This is a genomic window from Luteolibacter sp. Y139, from assembly GCF_038066715.1.
Classification (GTDB): Bacteria; Verrucomicrobiota; Verrucomicrobiia; order Verrucomicrobiales; family Akkermansiaceae; genus Haloferula; species Haloferula soli.
In genome coordinates, this window is sequence record NZ_JBBUKT010000004.1 from 380,910 (window position 1) to 404,165 (window position 23,256).

Consider the following 23,256-nt stretch of genomic DNA (forward strand, 5'->3'; position numbering starts at 1 on the left):
AACCCGAAGCCACTGGAGGCGCGTCCCGCCCTCCTCCCAGATTTCTCATGCAGCTTGTTTCACCCATCCGTTCCGCCATTTTCCTGGTTCTTTCGCTTTGTGCCGCATCGGTATCTGCGCATCCCGAGGACTTCGATGTGGTGGTGTATGGCGGCACGTCCGGCGGCATCACCGCTGCGGTGGCGGCGGCGAAGATGGGGAAGAAAGTCGCGCTGGTGTCTCCCACCGTCCAGCTCGGTGGGCTCACCACCAGCGGCCTGGGATGGACGGATCTGGGAAGAAACCAGGGAACAAAAATCGTCGGCGGGCTCAGCAAGGATTTCTACCACCGCGTCTATCTTCACTACGCCGCGCAGCCGAACTGGAACACGGTCAAGTCGATGGCCGGGCAGCATACCTCCGGCTTCGACCAGACCAACCAGCTTGGGTATATCTTCGAGCCCAAGGTCGCCACGAAGATCTATGATGAGATGCTTGGCGAGACGACGGTGGAGGTTTTCACCGGCCTGCTCGATCTCGACGATGGCGTGGCTATGACCGGCCAGCGGATCACCTCCATCAAGCTTGAGGATGGTCGCGTCTTCGTGGCGAAGATGTTCATCGATGCGAGCTATGAGGGCGATGTGATGGCGGGAGCGGGTGTCAGCTTTACCGTCGGCCGCGAGGCGAGTTCGGTCTACGGGGAATCGATCAACGGAGTGCAGAACCCGGTGACCAACGAGGTCGTGGCAGGTGTCGATCCGTACAAGGTGAAGGGAAATCCGGCGAGCGGCTTGCTGCCCGGTATCAACGCCAGTGTAGCCCCGAACGGCACCGGCGATGGAGCGCTCCAGGCATTCTGCTACCGGCTGTGCCTTACCAACAATGCGGCGAATCGCGTGATGGTGGCGAAGCCTGCGGGCTACAAGGATGAGGATTTCGAATTGGTGCTGCGTGCGGTCGAGGCGGGGCAGACGCAGTTCCTGAAGATGGACGCGATGCCGAATGCGAAGACCGATTCCAACAACAAGGGCGGCGTTTCCCTCGACTACATCGGCAGGAATTGGGGGCTGGGATGGGATTGGTCCACGCTCAATCACCAGCAGAGAGCAGCACTGGCCGCGGAGCACGCCTATTGGCATCTCGGCCTGCTTTGGACGATCCAGAATCACCCGCGTGTACTGGCGAAAGTGGGCGCAAGCGGTCTCTATTCCGGCTGGGGACTGCCGCTGGACGAGTTCACGGATACCGGCCATTTCCCGCCGCAGCTCTATGTGCGCGAGGCGCGTCGAATGGTCTCGGACTACGTGATGACCACGAAGAACTGCGCGGGTACGATCGTCGCGCCGGATTCCGTGGGCATGGGCGCCTATACCATGGACTCCCACCATATCCAGCGCTTCAACGACAACGGCTCGGTGAAGAACGAGGGTGGTGTAGGCGAGGAGGTTCCCGCGCCCTATCCGATTTCCTATCGCTCGCTGATCCCGAAGGTGGGCCAGTGCGAAAACCTGCTGGTTCCCTGGTGTCTCTCTGCTTCGCATGCGGCCTTCGCCTCGGCCCGGATGGAGCCCGTCTTCATGGCGATGGGAGAGTCCTCGGCCGTGGCCGCCGCACTGGCGATCAATGATGGCACCAGCGTCCAACAGGTTCCCTACGCGAAGCTGGCGTCGGTGCTGAGGGTGAAAGGCCAGGTGCTCACCCAGTCCGCGGCCTCCGGCATTGTCGTCGATTCCGAGGATGCCACCGGCGTCACCATCACCGGAGCATGGACCGCGTCAACCGGAACCGCCGGCTTCAACGGAGCCAGCTACCTTCACGATGGCAATGAGGGGCAGGGACAGAAATCCGTCCGTTTCACTCCCGTGATCCCTACCACCGGGAACTATCGTGTCTCGCTCCGTTGGAGCGCCCATGCCAACCGGGCCACCAATGTTCCGATCACCATCACCCGTGCCGGCGGCACCAGCAGCGCGACGGTGAACCAGCAGCAGAACGGCGGCACGTGGTTCGATCTCGGCGTCTTCAACTTCACCGCGGGAACCACCGGCAACCTGCTTCTAACAAACACGGGCACCAATGGATACGTCGTCGCCGACGCCGCGATGTGGACGCCGGTCGGCGCGCTGACCACAGTCCAGATCTTCTCTCCCGTCCCCGGCACCACCCGCGGCGATAGCGTGCCGGGGTCCGTCGTATTCAGCCGTGATGGCGACATTGCTTCCGCGCTGCAGGTTTTCTATCAGATGTCGGGAAGTGCTGGCGCTTCCGGCTTTTCGCCGCAGCCCACTGGAGCCGTCGTCATACCGGCGGGCAGGCGTGAATTCGAACTGCCGCTCGCCGCTGTTTCCTCCGCCATTCCGCAAGGCGAGAAGACTCTCGTCCTCCAGTTGTCCCCCAGCGCCGCCTATTCGCTGGCTGGAACCACTTCCGTCACGATCACCGTGCGCGACACGGCCTTCGACTCCTGGCGCTTCGACCACTTCAATCCAACGCAGCTCGGCAACCCGGCCATCTCCGGCCCGTTCGCAGATCCGGATGGCAGCGGCGTGGTCAATCTCCTCCGGTTTTTCAGCGGCACCGGGAAGATGCCCCGCACTTCCCTGCTGGCGCAGGGAGATCTCCTCTACTTCCAGTTCGACCGCGCCCGCGCCGCAGCCGGTCTCGAGTATGTCGTCGAGGAATCCAGTGACATGTCCCACTGGAGCGAGTCGCCGCGGTTGCCCCTGCACGCCCCGGTTGAGGATCACGGCCAGATCCAGCAGATCCGGATTCCCGTCCGCTCCTCCACTCCGCTGGCCGATGGAACGAGATTTTTCCGACTCAACGTCACTCCCTAACCGTTTCCCGATTCACTCCCCAACCCAAGACCCATGAGACCCAAAACAACTCCACTTCTTGCCTTGTTTGTTCTAACTGCCAGTGCCCATGGCGCCGCCCAGATCTGGGATGTGACGCAAGGCGATGGTTCCACCGTTACCGGCGGCAGCGGCACTTGGCTGAACGGCGGTCCCAACTGGAACAACGGCACCACGGACTCGACCTGGGCGACGGGAGACACCGCCACCTTCCAAGCGGCGAACGATCTTGGAACTTACGCCGTCACGGTGGGGGACCCGATCACGACGGGCCAGTCCGTGACCTCGCTCACCTTCAACAACTCCGGCTACACCCTGCGGGCCGCTGCGGCCCAGACCATCTCGCTGGGTACCGGCACCACCGACTGCTCCATCCGGGTCGCTCCCGGGAAGACCGCCACCATCGGTGACAATCTAACCGTCAAGAAGGGCGGCACTCCGGGGCTCCTCGGCTTGTTCGGTGGTGGAACGCTCAACGTCGGTTCAGGCACCGCCAACGGCGGAGCCGTGCTGCAGAACCCGGGCACCGGTATCAGCTTCGAAATGCGGAACGGCACCACGCTGGACGTCAAAACCGGTGGAACTCTGCTGTGCGCGCGGAGTGGCGTCGTCGGCTCCACCGTGGTGGATACCAACACGCACCGGCTGAAAATTTCCGGTGGCACGGTCACGATGGCCAATGGCGGCGTGGCTGCATGCACCCTGGTGCTCGGCAATAACACCAGCGGCCAGACCTCCACCTCCGTTCTCGATATGACGGCCGGAGAACTCAACAACCAGACCGTTGACGGCAGCCTGCGCTTCGGTCCGGTCACCGCGGGGAATAGCACCGTTTGCAATGCCACCGCGAACTTGGACGGAGGCACCATGACCGTCGCCCGCATCTTCCAAGGTGCGCAGACCGGCACCGGTGTGACCAACTCCACGTTCAATTTCAACGGTGGCACAGTGAAAGTGCTACCCGGCACCACGACGGCGGCCACCTTCATGTCGGGCTTGGATTTTGCCTATGTGAAATCCGGCGGGGCCATCATCAATACCGACGGAGTCACCGGCAACAATGGCAACGTGGTCATTGCCCAGCCCCTGCTGGATGGCGGTGGCGGCGGCGGACTCACCAAGGAAGGAACCGGCACGCTCACACTCACCGGCGCTAGCACCTATACCGGCGCGACCACGATCAATGGTGGAAAGCTCGCCATCGTCGCTCCGAACTCCATCAGCGCGACGACGGTCAACAATAACGCGCGCCTCAAGATCAACTCATCCGGGGCCACTCCGGCAAACGTCCCCGCCGTTTCGCTCAATGCGGGAAGTGGCCTTGAGTTCGACTTTGGATCCTACAACGCGGCCAACCAGCCCGCGCTCGCTGTTGGCACCCTCAATGCGAACGCGAACTATACCATCGACCTCACCGGTATCAATATCCCGGGTGGATCGACGACCATCACCCTTCTCAACTACACCACGAAGAACGGCACCGGAACCCCTGTCGCTGGCAATCTTCCGCTGGGACTCACGCTGACGGGACCGCCGGTCGATACCGGAACCTCCATCCAAATCACCGTGGCCACCGGTTCGGCCGTGGCATTCACCTACTCGAAAGGTGACGGCACCTGGGACACCTCCTCGCTCAATTGGAACGCCAACGCTGCCGCCTATGCCGAGCCAGCCGTGGTGACATTCCCCAATATTACGGATGCGGTCGATGGCATCAATACCGTCACCCTCGACTCCAATCGCTCGCCATTCTCGATCGATATCACCAACACCGGTGACTACGACACCACCGCCTATACCTTCACTGGTGCCGGCGGGATCACCGGTACCACCGGCATCACCAAAACCGGCTCGGGACTCGCGAGATTCGCCACCCCCAACAGTTCGTATTCCGGCAACGTCACCATCAACGCCGGAGCGGTGATCAAGGAAGCTGCGGACAATACCACCGGCAATATCACGGTCGCGACCGACGCCACCTTTGCCCTTGCCGGCAACATCACCGACGGCAGTGGCCAGACCATCACCATCGCCGGACCCGGACAGGTCAACCAGAACTACTTCTACACCGGTGCCGCCAACCAGCGTGGCGCGTTCCAAGCGCAGGGGGGCAACGTCACCTGGGCTGGCAATATCGCCCTGTCCGGAACCACCGGCACCGGCGGAACCACCCGGATCGGCGTGCAGAACGGCTCCACCCTCACTCTAACCGGAACGATCTCCGAGGCGCTCGCAGGAATAAGTCCTTATTTCCGCGCCGGAGACAGCGCCTTGGACACCATCACCATCGCGGGCACCTGCTTGTGGACCGGACCCACCCGTCTCTACTCGAACGGTGGAGCCATCATGATTTCCGGCAATGACAGGTTCCCGACCTCCGTCGATCTGATCGTCGGGAATACCGCCGGAGCCACCGGCTCGCCGACCTTCGATCTCGCGGGATTCAACCAAACCGTGGCGGCACTCGGAGGAGCCGCCAATGCCAACGGACTCAACCCGCCCATCGTTAAAAATTCCGGGCTCACTCTTTCGACCCTGACGCTCAACCCGACGACGGCCGGCAGCTTTCCCGGCGTCATTCAGGACAATGTCAAACTCGTTGTCGGAGGGACCGCTACCCAGACCCTCACCGGTGACAATACCTACACTGCCGATACCACCATCAATGCGGGGGGGCATCTCACCATCGGCACGACCGGTGAACTGCTGTGCTATCCGACGACCAACGGTCTCACCAATTCGGTGGGCGGCAGCGGAACCCTTCAATATGACGGCACGCTCCGGATCGACATCTTCGGTGCCAACGCGACCCCCGGCAATTCATGGACGCTGGTGAATACCGCCGGTCTGACGGTGACCTACGGAAGCACCTTCGCGGTGACTAGCTATGCCGGAGACTTTGCCGAGACGGAGGTGAACTCCGGAATCTGGAGATTGGTGGATGGCGGGATCGCATGGACGTTCACCGAATCGACCGGAAAGCTCTCGGTTGCCACCTATGTTGCAGCTCCGTTCGACAATTGGATCGGCAACTATTTCCCAGGCGAAACCGATCCTGCCATCGTCGGCAAGGACGCGGATCCCGATCACGATGGGATCAGCAACTTCGCCGAGTTCGCGATGAACGGTGCGCCTGACAACATCGCGGATAGCGGCTATCATGTGATGGCTCTCCAGGACACCAATGCGAACGCGCAAAAGGAGCTGACGATCACGCTCGCGGTTCGCAAGGCCGGCGGTTCACCCGTCTTCACGGGCTCGCCGCTGTCAGCCATCTCGGATGGCGTAAAATACACGATCGAAGGCTCGCTCGATCTGGTGTTCCCCACCAGTGCAGTCAGCGAAGCTTCGCCTGCCACCGGTCCCGGTGGACTCCCCGCGGAATATGAATATCGGCGCTTCCGGCTCAATGCCTCCGAAGGTCTCCCCGCCAAGGGATTCCTGCGGGTGAAGACCGAACCCAATCCGTGACTTCAATCCGCTGAGATGCCGGCGGTTTTCATGGCGAAGTTGCGGTTGAATCCGGTATGGGTTTCGCTGCACTCGGCCAAGGAAATCGCCGGTGTCTCCCTCGGGCGGATGACAATTTTGCAATGGAGCCGGGACTTTCTCCGACTTAACCTCAATACACCTTGAATCGATTTTTTCCCGTTTTTGCCGCGCTGGTGCTTCCCGTTTTTGCCGAGCCTGCTTCCTATGATGTGGTCGTATATGGAGGCACTTCGGGCGGGGTGATTGCGGCGGTGCAGGTGGCGAAGTCGGGGCGATCGGTGGTGCTGGTTTCGCCGACGGTGCATCTCGGCGGTCTCACGACGAGCGGGCTTGGGTGGACGGACCTTGGCAAGAGCTCGATTCTTGGGGGATTGAGCCGTGAGTTCTACCACCGGGTCTATCAGCGCTATCAGGATGCCGGTGCGTGGAATTGGCAGAGCCGCGCGAGCTTCGGGAATTCGGGGCAGGGCGGGCCGGCATTCAATGACACGACGCAGGTGGCCTCGGTGTTCGAACCGAAGGTGGCGGAGGCCGTCTTTGGCTCGATGATCGCGGAGGAGCACGTGCCGGTGATCACGGGGCGGCTGAAGCTTGATGGCGGCGTGGTGATGAGTGGCGGCAAGATCAACCGGCTGAAGCTGGAGGACGGCCGCGAATTCGCAGGGAAGATGTTCATCGATGCGAGCTATGAGGGCGACCTGCTGCCGGGTGCGGGAGTGAGCTTCACCGTGGGCCGCGAGGCGAATGCGGCGAATGGAGAGAACTACAATGGAATCCAGTCCGATCGGGCGACGAAGAACCAGCTGCGTGCCGGCATCGATCCGTATGTGACGCCGGGCAATGCGGCGAGCGGTCTGCTGCCGGGTGTGAATGCGGATGCGGGCGGCAGCGATGGGAGTGCGGACGACCGGCTTCAGGCGTATTGTTTCCGGATGGTGCTGACGGACGTGGCGGCGAACCGCGTGATGGTGGCCAAGCCGCCGGGATACAACGAGGCCGACTACGAACTGCTTTTCCGCTCGATCGATGCGGGGCAGACGGGAGGCTTCTTCAAGCTCGACCTGATGCCGAACCGCAAGACGGACTCTAACAACACCGGCGGCATCTCGACGGATTTCATCGGGAAGAACTACGGGCCGGGCTGGAATTGGGCGACGCTCAATCACGACCAGCGGCAGGCGCTGGCGAAGGAGCATGAGAACTGGCAGCGCGGTCTGATCTGGGCGCTGCAGAATAGCCCGCGCGTGCCGGCTTCGATCCGCGACGCGTATGCCAAGTGGGGTTTGCCCGCGGATGAATTCACGGACAATGGGAACTGGCCGTGGCAGCTCTATGTGCGCGAGGCGCGGCGGATGGTATCCGACTATGTGATGAGGCAGGCGCACTGCAGCGGGGCGTTGGTGGCCCCCGACTCGATCGGGCTTGCGGCTTACAACATGGATTCGCATCACGCGCAGCGCCATGTGAAGAACGGGCAGGTGGTAAACGAAGGGGATGTGCAGATGCCGGTGGGGACTCCCTATCCGGTATCGTATCGCTCGATCGTGCCGAAGGCGGGCGAGTGCGCGAACCTGCTGGTGCCGTGGAGTCTTTCAGCCACTCACATGGCCTTCGGGTCGATCCGGATGGAGCCGGTGTTCATGATTCTCTCGCAGTCGGCGGCGATCGCGGCGGATCTGGCAATCGATGGGAACCTTCCGGTGCAGCAGGTTCCCTACTCGAAGCTCCGCCCGGCATTGCTGGCGGCCAGCCAGGCACTCGGGGAGGCGGCGATGCCCGCGCCGATGTCGGTGGTGGATAACAGCGATGTCGCGCTCGTCGCGGTGACCGGTGCCTGGACTTCCGGGACCTCGACTACGGGTTTCGTGGGGTCGGACTATGTGCACGACGGCAATGCGGACCAAGGGAGCAAACAGGTCGCTTATTCCGTGCCGGCCGGGACGACGGGGATGCAGCGCGTCTTCATGCGCTGGACCTCTCATGCGAACCGCGCGACGAACGTGCCGGTAGAGATCGTCCGTGCCGGAGGAAGTACGACGATCACCGTAAATCAGCGGAACGACGGCGGGAAATGGAACCTGCTCGGCTCCTTCAACGGGGTGGAAAAGGTGATCGTGAAAAATGCGGGGGCGAATGGCTATGTTGTCGCCGATGCGGTGGGGTTTTCCCCTGCCTCGGAAAGCGATGACAGCGACTTGCGGAAGCTGGAGCCGGGTCAGACGGAACCAACGGCATTGGTCGCGGCGCTTGCGGCGGGGCAGCCGCGGAAGGTGGTGGTCTATGGGACCAGCCTGACGGCGAATGGCGCGTGGGTGAGCCAGATGAGCCAGTGGCTATCGGCGAAGTATCCAAACTTGCTGACGATGATTAACAGCGGGATGAGCGGAAAGAACTCGGCGGAGGGCCTGGCGCAGCTCCAGACGAAGGTGCTGGCTCATCATCCGGACACGGTCTTCATCGAATTTGCGATGAACGACGCGTTTCTCTACAGCGATGGGACGCCGCAGCTCAGCGTGGATCAGGCGCGAGCGAACCTGAATGCGATGATCGATGCGATCCTGGCGCAGAATCCGAAGTCCGAGATCATCCTGCAGACGATGAACACGGTGTGGAACTCACCGACCGGCAGCAATGCGTCCGCGACGCTGCGCCCGAATCTCGCCGCCTACTACGAGATGTATCGTAGCGTCGCCGCCACGCGCGGATTGATGCTGATCGATCATCAGCCGGCCTGGGCGGCGCTGCAGCAGGGCGACCTTGCCACTTTCCAGTCGTGGGTCCCGGACGGGGTTCATCCGGTAGCGGCAGGATTGAGCAAGGTCGTCCTGCCGCTGCTGAAGTGGAAGCTGACGGGGGGGAGGATGTAGAAGTTTGCTAGTGTTCAGTGGGAAGTTTTCAGGCACGAGAAAAGTGCCGAGTGATCAGTGATCAGTGATCAGTGGTGGAAAGCGGGGACGTGGCTTAGTGGGAGATCGTCACCGGGGTGCCGACTTTCACGACGTCGAAGAGGACGGGGGCGAATTCCTTGGGCAGGCGGATGCAGCCGTGGGAGGCGGTTTCGCCGGGCTTGGGGATGACGCCGGCGTGCATGCCGATGCCGTGGCCGGTGATGCGCATCCAGTAGGGCATGGGGGCGGGGACGTAGCGCTCGCCCTCAGGGACGCGGGTGCCGGGGGTGGCGTCGCCATTGGTGACATTGCCCCATTCATCCTCAATCCAGCCGTAGCTGCCGGAATACTTCTCCTCCAGCTTTTCGGTGATGCGGAAGGTGCCGGACGGGGTGCCGTGGCCTTCCTTGCCGGTGGCGACGTAGGACCAGCCGATGTCGCGACCGCCGCGGGTGTAGTGGGCCTGCTGCTCGGTGAGGTCGATCCGGACCTTGACCTCGCCGGGGCCGCCATCGTCGTGCCACTGGTAGAGGACGTATTCGGCCTTCTGCGCGAGAGGGCCCTTGTTGATGATATTGACGGGGCCACAGGCTACCAGCGTGAGGCCGGCGGTGGCGGTGGCGATGCGGGACAGCAGCGAGGTGGTCATGCTGGGGACGGGAGAGGGCAATACTGTTAGCATGGATTGCGCCGTTGGCCAAGTCCTTCGGAAACCCGAAAAAGGGCGGGTCTCAGGAAGGGGCGCCGACGGCCAGGGCGAGGAGCTGTTTGGCGAAAATGACCGTGAAGCAGGCAAGGGAAAGCCCGGTGACGACTAGCATCGAGCGCCGGGCCCTGGGGATGAGGAAGGCGATGGGGGCGAGACTGGCCGCGACCAAGAGCCCGTAGGCCCACCAGTAGGGGCCGGTCAGGCGGAGGTGCATGGCCTCGGCTCCGGGCGTGTATTTCGCACCGCTGTAGCGTGCAATGAACGGCTCCATGCCGAGGGCGTAGCCCTCGAGCAGGGCGACGATGGCCTGTAGAATCAGGACCGGGGCGAGGAGGCGGACGGCGTGGGGGTCCTCGATCCGGCGGAAAATCCAGAGCAGTGAAACGCCGGTGGCGATCCAAAGCAGTCCGCTGTGGAGGAAGCCGACGATCGACCAAGCGTCCATTCCAGATCCGTCAGTCGACGTACTCGACCCGGCAATCGGCGGCTTCAAGCAGGGCATCGCGGCCGACGAGGGTGGGGTCGTTGGCGTGGACGATGCGGACTCGGAGGTATTGGAAATACCGCAGGTCTGCCGTTTCCCAGTCGAAGAAGGAGATCAGGCGGAGGTCGACGGCGGAGGCGTCCAAGTGGGTGACCGGGTGGTCCCAGGTGCCGGTGGCGGGGATGTCGGTGGAGACCAGCGCGGAAATCCGCGGGCTCTCGGGGTAGACGCGGTAGCGGTCGAGGACCTCGCCTTCAGTGGTGCCGGGGACTTCGGCGGCATCCGCCGGGAGGGGGTACATGACCACGGCGCGGAAAAGTGTGGCCACGTCCTCCGGCGAAGGGGCGGCACCGAGCTGATGGGCGGCTTGGCGGAACTGCAGAACGCGGTCGGTGAGGTCGATGGGCATGCCGTTGCCGGGATGCTGGGGGAAAGGGCGGGCGGATGTCGAGTGCGCGGGATGACCCCACGAAAAAGCGTCCGAAGGCATGGCCTCCGGACGCTGGGGATGATTTCGGGGAATCAGGCTTCCGGCTTGGCGGTGAGGTCGAGCTTGATGACGACTTCATCGCGGATGAGGTCGTCGGCTTTGCCGGCGTAGACGATGCCGAAGTCCTTCCGCTTGATATTGAACTCCGACTTGATGGTCACGGAGTCGGTGCCCTGGGTGACGGTGGCGGGGAAGCTGATGTTCTTGGTGACGCCGTGGAGGGTGAAGTTCCCGGCCACGGTGTAAGCGCCGTTTTCACCGGCCTTGAGCTCGGTCACGTCGAAGGTGCTCTGCGGGAACTTCTCCACGTCGAAGAAGTCGGCGGACTTGAGGTGACCGGTGAGCTTCTCGGCATCGGCGAAGGTGGAGGCCATGTCGATGACGACCTTGTGGTCGTTGCCGACGGGCTTGCCGTCCTTCACGGTGAAGTGGCCGGTGAAGGTCTTGAAGCCGCCATTGTGCGAGCCGGTGACCTTGGAGCCGACGAAGCCGATGGTGGACTCGGGCGTGAAGACATACTTGGTGCCGGAGGCGGTGTCGGTGGTCTTCTCGACCTTTTCCTTCACGTTGGCGGCGGCGGTCTTGTCGGCCGGATTCTCACAGGAGATGACGGCGAAGGCGAAGAGGGCGGCGGGGATGGTCAGGATGCTGGTTTTCATGATTCGTGACGGTGTATGTGTGTTAGATGGTGTTGGAATTGAAGGGATCAGGCGCCGAGGTCGAAGAGCAGGGCTTCGACGGGTTCGGTGGTGGCGGTGATGGTGTAGTCGCCGGCGCGCTCGCTGGAGGCGGCATCGCCGGGAAAAATTCCCGTGCCGTTTAGCTCTGCATTGCCACGGATGAGGTGGAGCCAGAGGCCGCGGCCGGACGAGAGGGCGTGGGTGACGGTTTCGCCGGGCTGGAGCTTGAGGCGGTAGATGTCGGCATCCTGGGCGATGGTGGCGGAGTGGTCGCGGCCATCGGGTGAGATGACGAGCACCTTGGAGGCGTTTTCTTGCTCAGGGGTGGGCGTCCACTCGGTGTAGCGGGGCTGGAGACCGCGCTGGCGAGGGAGGATCCAGATCTGGAGCAGGTGGGCGCCTTCACCGGCGGAGGGATTGAACTCCGAGTGGGTGACGCCGCTGCCGGCGCTCATGAGCTGGATCTGGCCGGGCTTCAGCGTGCGGGCATTCCCCATGCTGTCCTGGTGGGCGAGGCTACCTTCGAGGATGTAGGAGAAGATCTCCATGTCCCGGTGCGGGTGGGTCGGGAAGCCGCCGCGCGGGGCGATGCGGTCGTCATTGATGACGCGCAGGGAGCGGAAGCCCATGTGCGCGGGATCGTAGTAGTCCGCGAAGGAGAAGGTGAAGCGGCTGTCGAGCCAGCCGTGGTCCACATGGCCGCGTTCGCCGGAGCGGCGGAAGGTGAGGCCGGTGTTGGTTTCGGTGTCCGTGTTTGTTTTCACGTGCCCATCCTGCCATGGATTTGGCGGGCGGCTAATGCCGTGTCGGCAGGCTGAGCATGCGTGGGACTTGAAGTTTGCTAGTTTTGACCTCCGGTCCACGCGGCAAGCGGCTTTGCCGGAGAGATAGGGTCGCTAACGCGACTTCTGCGTTCAGTGTTCAGTTTTCAGGAAAGCAAAAAGCAGAGGAAAGTAGATGCGTCAACCGGTGGTGCGCAGGCCGGAGGCGATGGCGTTGATGGAGAGGAGCATCTTCGGAAACATGGACTCAGCTTCGGCTTCCTTGTCGTTGGCGACGAGGGCGCGCCATTCGCGGAGGATGGCGATTTGCTGGCGGTGGAGGGTTTTGAGCGGGGCCTCGCGGATGGCGAGGGTCTTGGCCATGCGGGGGCGGCGGCCGTCGAGGTGGCCGTCGTAGAGGCTCTCTAACAAATCGCGGGTGCGGTGGAACTCGGCGACGATGATGTCCATGAACTTCGTCCGCAGCGCGGAGTCCTCGACGAGCGCGGCGTATTCGTGCATCAGGTCGAGGTTCGCGGAGGCGAGGTTGGTTTCGACGTTGGTGAAGACGTAGCCGAGGAAGGTGGAGTGACGGAGGGCGTTCTTGAGTTCCTGGAACTCGCCGGGGGTGTTGGTTTGCAGGGCTTCCAATGCGGAGCCGACGCCGAACCAGCCGGGCAGGTAGAAGCGGGCCTGGGTCCATGAGAAGACCCAGGGGATGGCGCGGAGGTCGGCGATGGAGTGGCCTTTCTTGCCGGTGCGGCGGGCGGGGCGCGAACCGATGCGCGAGTTTTCCAGCGCATCGATCGGGGTAGCCTGACGATAGAAGTCGATGAAGCCTTCGGTGCGGAGCAGCGATTGATAGGCCTGCTGGCTCTTCTCCGCGAGGAAGGGGAGGAAGGGCTCGGCGGGGTCGGCCTTTGGCGCGGTGTGGCGATGGGTGGCGGTAGTGATCGCGGCACCGGCGAGCAGGAGTTCGAGATTGTAGGTGGCGTTGGCGAGGTTCGCGTATTTCTGCGCGATGGTTTCGCCCTGCTCGGTCATGCGGAACTCGCCGCTCATCGCGCCGTGGGGAAGCGCGGCCATGAACCAATGGGTGGGACCGGCGCCGCGGGAAATGGTGCCGCCGCGGCCGTGGAAGAAGCAGAGCTTCACGTCGTGTTGGTTGCCGGTCTTGGTCAGCGCTTCCTGGCCGCGATGGAGCGCCCATTGAGCGGCGAGGATGCCGCAGTCCTTGTTAGAGTCGGAGTAGCCGAGCATGACCTGCTGGCTCGGCTTGGCGGTGCCGGCGCGCTTGGCGTTGGTGCGCTGGGTGATCGGGTGATCGAGGAAGGGGCCGAGGATGGTGGGCGAGCGGTCGAGGTCATCCATGGTCTCGAACAGCGGCACGACTTCGAGGGCGCACCACGAGCCCTCGGCATCGTGCTCCATGAGACCGGCTTCGCGGGCGAGGAGGAAGACGCCGAGCAGGTCGGAAAGCTGGCGGGTCATCGAGACGATGAGCGCGCCGAGACCGGCATCGCCCCACTCGGCGCGGTGCTTCACAAGCACGCGGTAGCAGTCGAGCACCAGATCCGCCTCGCCGCCGATGCGGGCGGTATCGTGGAGGAAGGGGCGCGGGGACTTGAGCTCCTCATTGAGGAAGGCGAGGCGCTTTTCCTCGGGCCATGAGGCGTAGCTTTCGCCTTCGGGGATGCCGGCGGCGGAGAGCAGGAGGGCGATGGCCTTGTCGTGGAATTCGGAATTCTGGCGAACGTCCAACAGCGCGAGGTGGAAGCCGAAGATTTCCAGCTTCTGGCGGAGCGGGCGGAGGATCTGTTCGTCAACGTGGACGCAACCCGCGTCACGGATGCCGGAGGCTAACAGCTCGAGGTCGGCATCGAGTTCCTTCGGGGTCTTGTAGCCGTCCTTGCCCTCGACCTGGCCTTGCAGGCGTGCGGCGATGAGGCCGCCGAGGTGACGCCAGGGTTCCTCGTGATGGCGGTCGTGGAGATCATTCGTCAGATCTTCGTTGGCGAGGGAGAAGGTCAGTTCATCGATGCGTCGCTCCAGCGCATCCGGGATTTCATTGAGCTGGCGGGAAAGGGTGAGCTGCCCGGCGGATTGCTCGATCTCGCGCCGGAGGAGCCGGAATGCGGCGCGGCGCATCATGCCGAGGGCCTTGGCGGTGACTTCCGGGGTGACCAGCGGGTGGCCGTCGCGGTCGCCGCCGATCCACGAGCCGAAGGAGATGCGCGGGATGTTTCCGGCAGCGCGGAGCATTTCCAGCGGGAAGCCAGCGTCGCGCCAGGCCTCGGTGAAGTGGAGGTCGAGACGATTGAGGGCGGACGGGAAGAGGTCGCGGAGGTAGTGGATCGCGTCCCGCAGCTCGCGGAAAATGTCCGGGCGGACGAGGTGGATCTCGCCGGTGCGCCAGAGGGTTTCGAGCGCGGTGACGATGCGCTCGCGGATGCGGCGGCGTTCGCGGTCGGTGTATTTCGGGTACTCGTTGCGGACGAGTTCCTCGTAGAGAGCGCGGTGGCGTTCGCGGACGGAGGCGCGTTTGGCCTCGGTCGGGTGGGCCGTGAGCACGGGCTGGACGTCGACATCGGCGAGGACGTCGAGGATTTCCTTCGGGCCGAGGCCGAGGGCGGTCATTTCGCCGAGGGCGCGGGGCCAGAGACCGCGGATGGAATCCGGGCCGATGACCTTTTCGCGCTCGCGGCGGATGGCGGCGGCGACGCGTTCCTCGACCATGTTCAGAAGCTGGAAGCCGATCGAGTAAAGCTGCTGGGTGCCCTCGGGCGGATGTTCATCCGGGACGGTGCCGGACCAGGGGAGGTAGGGGATGAGGTCGTCTTCGCCGAGGCTCTTCAAGGCATCGCCGAGGCAGCCAATGAGGAAAGCGAGGGTGTCATCGATCAATTCGAAGCCCTCAAGGCGGAGCTGTTCGCGGGTCGGCTGCGGTTCGGTCATCGGCGCGGCCAGTGAAGCAGCCGGGATGCCGGGGCGGGAAGCCGAATGCGTGGCAGGGCCGTCACCGCCCGTCCCTGTGGGGATGATCGGCTCGATAATGACGCGAAAATTCCCGGGAGGTCCGTTTTCCAACAAAATCCGTCGCTTGCAAGAAGCGGTGCTGCGGCGTCATTGTCGAAACCATGGAGACCCCCAAGCGGCAGGCAGCGACCCGGATGATGTGGCCCGTGATTCCGCTGCTATTTTCCGCCTGCGGATCCCTTTCCGACCGCTCCGCGCGAAGCCTGCCGCAGGCGAGTGACACGGCCACGGGGAATACTCAACTGGTGGCGAGCGTCGTGAGGTCGACCGGGCTGTCCGCCGTGCGGCAGCCTTACACGACGATCCGGACCGGTCTGGCGGTGCTGTGGCACCGGCCGCTGGGACTGGTGAGCGGGACTCTCCCGGTGCCCACGGACTTGTCGCCGCTGCCCGCCGAGGTGCCGGGCACGGAGGAATTCGAGCGGCTGCTAGATCGCCGGCGCTTGCCGGGGCGCGAGTCCGGGAAGCTGAGCTGGCTGGTGGATGGCCGCAGTTTCTTCCCCGAACTCGACCGGCAGATCGCGGCGGCGAAGGAGTCGGTGCGGATGCAATTCTTCATCTACGACAACGACGATGTGGCGGTGAAGTATGCCGACCGGCTGAAGGGGAAGGCGGAGACGGTGCCGGTGCGGATTCTTTTCGACGACATGGGGAGTGCCTTCGCCCACACGGCGGCACCGGAGACGCCGCGGCCGGATGGCTTCTCGCCACCGGCGGATATCGCGAAATACTTGAAGAGCGGATCGAAGGTGGAAGTCCGGCGTTCGCTCAATCCGTGGCTGGTCTGCGACCATACCAAGCTGGTCGTGTTCGACCGCAAGGTGGCGATGATGGGTGGGATGAACATGGGGCGGGAGTATTACTCGGAGTGGCACGACCTGATGGTGAAAGTGGACGGGCCGATCGTGGAGAGCCTGTCGCGGGAGTTTGGCCGGGCGTGGCGGAAGGCGGGGCCGTGGGGGGATCTGGCGCTGTTCCGGAAGCCGGGGTTTTTCCGGAGGCCTGCGCCGGTGGATGGGGGCTATCCGCTGCGGATGCTGCGCACCGATGCGGCGGAAGGGCAGGAGCAGATCCTGAAGGCGACCCTGTTAGGCGTTCGTGCGGCGAAGAAGCGGATCTGGGTCGAGAACCCTTATTTCGCGTATGATGACATCGCGCGGGAGCTCGAGGCTGCGGCGCGACGCGGGGTGGATGTGCGGGTGATCCTGCCTGCCAAGGGTGATTCCAAGATCATGGATGCGGGAAATCTGGCAACGGCCCGCGGGCTGATCGAGGCCGGTGGGAAGGTGTATCGCTATCCGAAGATGAACCACATGAAGGTGATCCTCTGCGATGGCTGGGCGCAGGTGGGCTCGGCGAACCTCGACACGCTGAGCATGCGGATCAACCGGGAGCTGTGCCTCGCTTTCTCCGATCCGGGAGCGATCCGGGAGATGGAGAACAAGATCTTCCAGCCGGACTTCAGTGCCTCAAAGCGGATCCGGCATGAGGAGACGACGGATCCGGTGGCGCCGATTGCGGAGGCGGTGGCGGATCAGCTGTAATGGCGTGCTTGCCGGGCCAGGGGATTTTCGGTGGGCTGGCACCGTCATGATGACTCGAGGCAAGCGGATCGCATTTCTCCTGATTAACTTGGTCGCCGCGGCAGTGCTGCGGGCGGAGGTTTCGACGACCCCGCCGCCGGCCTACGAGGCATCGATGCGTCCGCTGCTCACGCCGCTGGACGAGCTGTCCGCGAGGAAGGATCCGCATGCGGGGAAGGATGAGCCGGGGACGGTACGGCTGAGCGAGCAGGTGACTCGTGTGGAGGAGGACGGCACTTATCTGCGTGCGGTTCACTATGTGGTGCAGCCGTATTCGGCGAAGGGTGCGGACGCGGCGGCGAACGACCGCTATCGCTTTTATTCCCGGCAGGAGACGGTGCACCTCGCGCTGGCGCGAACGGTATTGCCGGATGGCACGAGCAAGCTGCTGGGGCCGAATGCGGCTTTCCTGCAGAAGGGCAACCGCGCCTCCGCGAGCACCTATGACGATGCGCAGGATCTGGTGGTGATCTTTCCCGATGTGAAGCCCGGCGTGCTGTGCGAGGCGATCGTGGTGTATGAGCGGAAGGAGCCGCAGGTCAAAGGTGGCTATAGCAACGTGATCGATTGGTCGGCGGGTTGGCCGGTCGGCGAGATCCGCCATGTGCTGGATTTCCCCGCGGCATGGAAGGGCAAGCTGAAGGATTATCCGGTGGCGGCGAAGGAGGTGAAGACGGCCGAACTGCCGGCTCCCGAGGGACGCTTGCGGCGCGAGTGGAAGCGGGGGCCTGCGGGGCGTCCGGCCTATGAACCGAACCCCGCACCGGCGGCGCAGGTGGGCCCGGCGACGTGGATCGGCACGTTTGCGAACTGGGATGAAATGGCGGCGTGGTATCAGGGACTGATTTCCGGCCAGGACGTGCTCGATGACGAGTTGAAGGCGAAGGTCGCGGAGTGGACGAAAGAGGCGAAGTCGCCGCGCGAGATCCTGGGGATCCTTTACGATCATGTGGCGAACGATGTGCGCTATGAAGGCTTGGAATTTGGTGTCTCCGGATTGCAGCCTTACACGTGCGGGACTGTCTGGAAGAACCAATATGGCGACTGCAAGGACAAGGCGAACCTGCTGGTGACAATGCTGCGTGACCGCGGTATTCCGGCGAAGGTGGTGCTGGTCAATACAGATGACGCGGGCATCGTGCACCGGGGCATCCCCGACTTCCGGCACTTCAACCATGCGATCGCGGTGGCGGAGCTGCCGGTGGAGGGCGGTGGTGTGGAGCAGGTGTTTTGCGATGCGACGATCCGCCACGGGCGGCCGGGATTGTTAGGTCCATCGTCCGGAGGCCGGGATGTGCTGGCGATCAATGGCGGGAAGGCGCAGTGGCTGAAGACGCCGGAAGTGGAGGCGGGCGAGGATTTCTATCACTTCGACCTAGCGGTGGATGAGGAAGGGCGTCTGACGGGATGGCTTTCGATGACCTCGAAGGGGTACTACGCGGTGCGGCTGGCGAATGCCTACCGCGGCGTCGACCGCGAAAGCGCCCGCGACCGGCTGACGAGCCTGGTGGAGGAGTTCATCGATGGTGCGGAAGTGGTGGACGTGGTGCTGCCTGCCGAGCAGGACGTGGTGGATGAGGTGACGGTGAAGGCGTATCTCACCGGTCCGGCGCGCCAGCGCGACCAGGGCGGGCGGCTGAGCTTGCCGTTTCCCTCGTCCTCCTCGCTATTCAACGACTATGGGGACAGCAAAGTACGGACATCCTCGTACTTCCAATGGCGTGATCGGACGCGGGTGGAGGCGACGGTGCGCTTGCCAGCGGGCTGGCGGCCGGAGTCGCTGCCGGCGCCGCTGAAGCTGGACACACCGGCCTATCTCGCGGAGGCATCGTGGTCCCATGGTGATGGCAAGTGTACGGCAAGCCTGCTGCTGGATTGCCGGCAATCGGTGATTTCCGCGGAAGCGGTGGCGGCACCGTCGCAGGCGAACCGCTCGCTGACAGCATGGCTGGGCGTGCCGCTGATGCTGACGCAGGCGGAAGGCAAGGCTCCGGAGAAGCCGGCGGTGCCTGCGGGTCAGGTGGAGATGCCATTGATGCCGACCGGCCAGGGACAGATGAACCTGGTGAATCGCTTGTTCCCGGCGGGGTCGGATTCCAACAAGCGTCGTGCGGCTTTGGAGAAGGTGCTGAGTTATTTCCCGAATGACCCGGGCACGGTTTATGACGTGCGGGTGCAGATGGCGTATCTGCGGGTGCTGGAGAACAATTACCCCGCGGCGGTGAAGGAGTTTGCTCCATTGGCGGCGCGTCGTCCGGAAGGGGTGGATGCGGACAGCTTCGCGCTGGGACGTTACCTGCATGCGGTGGCCTTGGACGAGACCGGCGAGAAAGAACCGGCATTGCAGATCATGCGCGAACTGGCGGCGGATGGGAGCGTGTCGGAATTCCGTCGCGGGTGGGCGGCTCGTTTCGCCGGTGAATGGCTGGCGGAGGTCAAGCCGGTGCCGAAGGAGGCGCTGGAACTGCTGAAGCAGTCGGTGGCCCTCGGCGGGGAGTCCGGCGAGAAGGCGCTGGAGATTTTGATTCCGGCGATGATTGCGGCCGGGGAGGGAGAGGGGCTGGCGGAGATGCTGGCGAAAGGTGATGAGCTGGATTCCTTCGACGAGGATGCTGACGCCGTTCTCAAGAAGGTGACCGATGCTGCCCTGGAGAAGGCTGGGGAACTCTTGCCGTGGCTGACCCGTGCCCGCGACCTGGCGCAGGAGGAAGAGCGCAAGAAGCAGCTCGCGACGGCTGCTGCCGCGCTGGAAAGCTGGGTGGGACGCGGGCAGGCCTATGGCACGGTGAGGACCCGGACTCTCGAGGTTTTGGGAAAACTAGGTTCATCGTACTTGGATGGAACCAAGCCGGCTGAAACCGCGGCGGCGACCGAGGCCAAGCTGGACAGCCTGTATGGGAAGGATCGCAAGAAGTGGATCGCGCTGGCTGCGGCCTATCTGCGCGCCTACGAGCCGACGCCGCAGTTTTCGCGCGTCGTCTGGCAATTGTTCGGTTATTTCAGGGCGTCGGAAGGAAAGGATGATGCGGCGATCTTCGATGAGCTGGCGGAAGTGACCGCGGCGCTGCCGAAGTCGGATGACCACTACTGGGAGTGCCGCTTCACCCATTCCTGGAAGCTGCGCGATACCGGCAAGCTGAAGGAGGCCGAGGCGATCGACCGGGCGATGACGGAAGACGCAGGAATCCCGGCGGACTTTGTGAAGTCAGCTTGGGAAGCGCTGGGCGAGGTGCACGAGCTTCAAGGGCGGTGGAAGGAAGCGGCCGCGTGTTACAGCAAGTTCAAGGAAGACCGCCATGGCTTCAAGGTGGTGGCGGAGGGATTGCTGCGTGCCGGGCTGATGCTCGCGCATGCGGGAGAGCGGGAGGAGGCGCTGGCAATGTGGAAGCTGCTGGCGGATGTCCCCGAGACGACCTATGACGACTCGCCGCTGGCGCTGGCGATTGCAGATGCGATCGTGCTTTCGGGGGATGAGAAGGCCACGCTGGAGCAATGGAAGCGCATGGACGGATGGTGGAAGGAACGCTTCCTGCCGGTTCTGAAAACGCTCGGCCTCGAAGACATCTCCAAGGTGCGGCCTTATCTCCCGGATCAGGGGGCGGCGATGGATGTGCGGTGCCGCAAGGCGGTGGCGGACAAGGATGCAGCTGCGGTGGGGAAGGACTTCGCTTCGGTGGCGCTTTCCTTCCGCTGGCTGCCCGGCCAGATCTTCGGCCTGCAGAGCATGGTGACGACGTATGTGCGGCCGCTGCGCCCGCAGTCGGTCTCGATCCAGCTGCGGCTGTTAGAGGATGGGGCCGCGGCGGTGGCGATCGCCAAGCCTGCGGTGATGGCGCATTGCCAGCGGCTCTATGCAGCGATGGCGGTGGACCGGGGTGAGCCGAAGGTGGCGCTGAAGGTGCTCGATGGGCAATGGAAGGAAGCTCCGGGCCGCGATGACGAGCATCGCGAGCGCTCCGGCTATGTCTTCGCGCTGGCGGCGGCGAATACGGGTGAGAGGCTGACGGATGCGCTTGGCATCACCACGGCGGTGATCGGAAAGGGACCGGCTTTCGTGAACCTTGGCTCGTGGATTTCGCTGCATGCCGAGCTTCTGATCAAGTCCGGCAAGCAGGCGGAGGCAGTCACCTTCCTGAAGGAGAAGTCGGCAGATCCGGCGATCAAGTCGGACGAGAAGTCGCTGGCGATTGTGACTGCCAAGCTGGATGGCCTGACCCAAGCGACCGACCAGCAGCAAGGACTGGAGGCGTCGGTCAAGGTCTTCATCGAGAAGCTGGCACCGCGGTGGTATGCGCACGTGGGGCCGAAGGATCTGGATGACCCGCGTGTCGGGGATCTCGACAAGATCCTGGCGGGTGACCTCTCCCGCTTCCATCCTGCCGAGCAGCTGCGCTTGCGACTGCTGATCGCGCTGAGTGATCGGGCCAGTGCGGCCGTGCGCGAGCAGGCGTATGGGGAGGCTTTGGCGGAGGCGGCGAAATCTTCGCGGACCTGGCCGGAGGCCTATGCGATCTGGTCGCATGTGCTCGATGACGAGGCGCTGCCTCCCTCGCTGCGCCTGCCCTTTTTGTGGAAGGCCGCGGTGATGGCGACGGTCTCGGGACGGGTGGACCTGGTCACGAAGTTGGGCGAGAAGCCGGTCTTTGGAACTTACAACGAGGCCTACGCCAAGCGCTACTATCCGCTGCTGAAGGACATTGCCCGGGCGCGCAAGGGAGACGCCGGAGCGCGGAAGGAAATCATGGATCGCTTCACGGGCAAGGATCTCGATACCGTGGAAGTAGGGCTGGCCGCGATGTATCACGCGATGCTCCTCACGCTGGGTGACATCGAGGAGGCAGAGGCGATGCGCGATGCGACGAAATCGTGGAAGCTGGCTCCCGGGACCTCCGGGAGCATGCTCACCAACCGCCTCAGCTGGATGCGCATGGCGAACTCCGCGAAGCCAGCGATCGAGCTTGATCGGTCGATACGGGAGATTTTCCTGCCGGTGCTCCAACGGGTGGCCAAGGAGGCTCCGGCAGACTGGGAGCAGCGGCTGGATGCGGAGCGACTGAATGATCTGACGGAATGGCAGGCGGAAGGTGTGCGCGCGGCGATCGTGATGGCCCCGTCCGGGCATGATGCCACCGCGAATGTGCATTGGTTCAAGGCCCCGTCCTTCTGGTTCTGTCCGGGAGGCAAGCCGGCGGACCCGGCGAAGGCGCTGGAATTCTTCAAGCTGGCGCTGGGGATCAAGGAGGACTTTGTCGCGGCTCTGGCGCTGAGTGATGCGCTCACGGGATTGGATCGTCCGGCCGGGGGGAATTGGAAGGAAGTGGATGCGGTGATCGATAGCGGGTTGAAGGCAAACAAGGGTCAAGCGACGGGAGGCCTGGTTGCTTTCTGGAAGGCCTTTCGCGACTTCAAGCCGGGAGATCCAGTGGACGTGCCGCAGGTCATCGCCGATGCCAAGAAAATGAGCCGGCTCGGCTTCGCGGTCTATGGGACCACCATGGAAGCGCTGCTGGTAAACGGGGACAAGGCCGGGATGGAGAGCCTGATGAATGCGATCAATCCGGACGAATTCCTGGATGGCATCGGCATCTCGACTTACGCGGCGGCGCTTGAACTGCTCGATCGCAAGGATGAACTGGAACTGGTGCGCGAGTCGGTGGATGAAGTCATCCGGAAGGAGATGATGACCGCGTGGTATGAGGAGTCGGTCGCCTCGGCGCGACGGGCATTCGCGCTGGCTTCCACCTTCGGCCGTGAGGAACTGCTCTCCGAAGCGTGGAGGAAAGACATGGTGTCGCTGTCAGCCGATCCGGAGACCAAGGCGCTCATGACGGCGCGTGTGGCGCGGCTCAGCAAAGATTGGCAGGGGATGCTCGCCGCGCTTGATCCGGTGAAGGACCGGATGGGCGATGATGACACCAGCTTGCACTATCTCAACGCGGTGGCTCAAGTGGGAATGGGCAAGCCCGAGCTTGCGCGGCCTCATCTTGAAAAAGTGATGCAGGAGGGGACCCTCAAGGGGTCGTCATTCCTGGAAGCCGCGCAGCTGCTGAAGTCGCTGGGGGAGGCGGGGAAGTGAGGGGGCTGGTGAGGCGAAAGGGTGGGAGCACTTCGTGCTTGGAGTGCTCCGAAGGGCTTGGAAGGATGATGTATGTTTCGTGTGCTACTGATTGGTCTGGCGATGCTGCCGTTTGCTTCGTGTGTGAGGACGGTGGAGCCGAATGCGGAGGAGAGGTTGCAGATCGATGCCGGGCAGGAGCTAGAGAAGATGGAGTGAAGCCTCGTTAGAGGATCGATCG

At 63.5% G+C, this 23,256-nt stretch carries 12 protein-coding genes; 6 read left to right on the plus strand and 6 right to left on the minus strand.

Translation table 11 applies throughout. From position 1 onward, the window contains the following. The first annotated feature begins 47 nt into the window (after positions 1–47). The 3 genes from WKV53_RS12735 (at position 48) to WKV53_RS12745 (ending at position 9,196) form a co-directional block, all read left to right on the plus strand. Positions 48–2,819, plus strand: a complete 2,772-nt coding sequence (locus tag WKV53_RS12735) for an FAD-dependent oxidoreductase (RefSeq protein ID WP_341404979.1) — start codon at positions 48–50, stop codon at positions 2,817–2,819. A gap of 33 nt (positions 2,820–2,852) precedes the next feature. Further along, a complete protein-coding gene (locus WKV53_RS12740; protein ID WP_341404980.1) occupies positions 2,853–6,308 on the plus strand; it encodes a beta strand repeat-containing protein in 3,456 nt (1,151 codons plus the stop codon). 161 nt (positions 6,309–6,469) lie between these two features. After that, entirely contained in the window at positions 6,470–9,196 is a 2,727-nt protein-coding gene (locus WKV53_RS12745) for an FAD-dependent oxidoreductase (protein ID WP_341404981.1), read from the plus strand. Positions 9,197–9,290: 94 nt separating this feature from the next. Here WKV53_RS12745 and WKV53_RS12750 read toward each other — a convergent pair whose 3' ends face one another. The 6 genes from WKV53_RS12750 to WKV53_RS12775 form a co-directional block, all read right to left on the minus strand. Beyond that, positions 9,291–9,866 carry a L,D-transpeptidase gene (locus WKV53_RS12750; RefSeq protein ID WP_341404982.1) on the minus strand — a complete coding sequence of 192 codons (576 nt, stop codon included), beginning with the start codon at positions 9,864–9,866 and terminating at the stop codon, positions 9,291–9,293. 82 nt (positions 9,867–9,948) lie between these two features. Continuing rightward, entirely contained in the window at positions 9,949–10,371 is a 423-nt protein-coding gene (locus WKV53_RS12755; protein ID WP_341404983.1) for a hypothetical protein, read from the minus strand. Positions 10,372–10,381: 10 nt separating this feature from the next. Further along, complete coding sequence (locus tag WKV53_RS12760) at positions 10,382–10,819, minus strand: hypothetical protein (protein ID WP_341404984.1); 438 nt, start codon at positions 10,817–10,819, stop codon at positions 10,382–10,384. Between the two features lie 113 nt (positions 10,820–10,932). Then, positions 10,933–11,559, minus strand: coding sequence for a YceI family protein (locus tag WKV53_RS12765; protein WP_341404985.1), 627 nt, complete (start codon positions 11,557–11,559; stop codon positions 10,933–10,935). A 47-nt stretch (positions 11,560–11,606) separates the two neighbouring features. Further along, a complete protein-coding gene (locus WKV53_RS12770; protein WP_341404986.1) occupies positions 11,607–12,344 on the minus strand; it encodes a pirin family protein in 738 nt (245 codons plus the stop codon). 198 nt (positions 12,345–12,542) lie between these two features. Beyond that, the gene (locus tag WKV53_RS12775; RefSeq protein ID WP_341404987.1) at positions 12,543–15,296 is read right to left on the minus strand and encodes a phosphoenolpyruvate carboxylase; all 2,754 of its coding nucleotides are present in this window, start codon (positions 15,294–15,296) and stop codon (positions 12,543–12,545) included. A gap of 182 nt (positions 15,297–15,478) precedes the next feature. Between WKV53_RS12775 and WKV53_RS12780 the strand changes: the two genes are divergently transcribed. From WKV53_RS12780 to WKV53_RS12790, 3 genes are all read left to right on the plus strand, one after another. Then, positions 15,479–16,921 (plus strand): phospholipase D-like domain-containing protein, encoded by a 1,443-nt coding sequence (locus WKV53_RS12780; RefSeq protein ID WP_341404988.1) that lies wholly within the window; start codon positions 15,479–15,481, stop codon positions 16,919–16,921. A gap of 46 nt (positions 16,922–16,967) precedes the next feature. After that, positions 16,968–23,036 (plus strand): DUF3857 domain-containing protein, encoded by a 6,069-nt coding sequence (locus WKV53_RS12785; protein ID WP_341404989.1) that lies wholly within the window; start codon positions 16,968–16,970, stop codon positions 23,034–23,036. Between the two features lie 72 nt (positions 23,037–23,108). Continuing rightward, positions 23,109–23,234, plus strand: a complete 126-nt coding sequence (locus WKV53_RS12790; protein ID WP_341404990.1) for a hypothetical protein — start codon at positions 23,109–23,111, stop codon at positions 23,232–23,234. Positions 23,235–23,256 lie beyond the last annotated feature (22 nt).

Bases quoted from the DNA above. Each gene is read 5' to 3' on its own strand.
- WKV53_RS12735 (WP_341404979.1), top strand. From the start codon at position 48: ATGCAGCTTGTTTCACCCATCCGTTCCGCCATTTTCCTGGTTCTTTCG.
- WKV53_RS12740 (WP_341404980.1), top strand. From the start codon at position 2,853: ATGAGACCCAAAACAACTCCACTTCTTGCCTTGTTTGTTCTAACTGCC.
- WKV53_RS12750 (WP_341404982.1), bottom strand. From the start codon at position 9,866: ATGACCACCTCGCTGCTGTCCCGCATCGCCACCGCCACCGCCGGCCTC.
- WKV53_RS12755 (WP_341404983.1), bottom strand. From the start codon at position 10,371: ATGGACGCTTGGTCGATCGTCGGCTTCCTCCACAGCGGACTGCTTTGG.
- WKV53_RS12760 (WP_341404984.1), bottom strand. From the start codon at position 10,819: ATGCCCATCGACCTCACCGACCGCGTTCTGCAGTTCCGCCAAGCCGCC.
- WKV53_RS12765 (WP_341404985.1), bottom strand. From the start codon at position 11,559: ATGAAAACCAGCATCCTGACCATCCCCGCCGCCCTCTTCGCCTTCGCC.
- WKV53_RS12775 (WP_341404987.1), bottom strand. From the start codon at position 15,296: ATGACCGAACCGCAGCCGACCCGCGAACAGCTCCGCCTTGAGGGCTTC.
- WKV53_RS12780 (WP_341404988.1), top strand. From the start codon at position 15,479: ATGGAGACCCCCAAGCGGCAGGCAGCGACCCGGATGATGTGGCCCGTG.
- WKV53_RS12785 (WP_341404989.1), top strand. From the start codon at position 16,968: ATGATGACTCGAGGCAAGCGGATCGCATTTCTCCTGATTAACTTGGTC.
- WKV53_RS12790 (WP_341404990.1), top strand. From the start codon at position 23,109: ATGTTTCGTGTGCTACTGATTGGTCTGGCGATGCTGCCGTTTGCTTCG.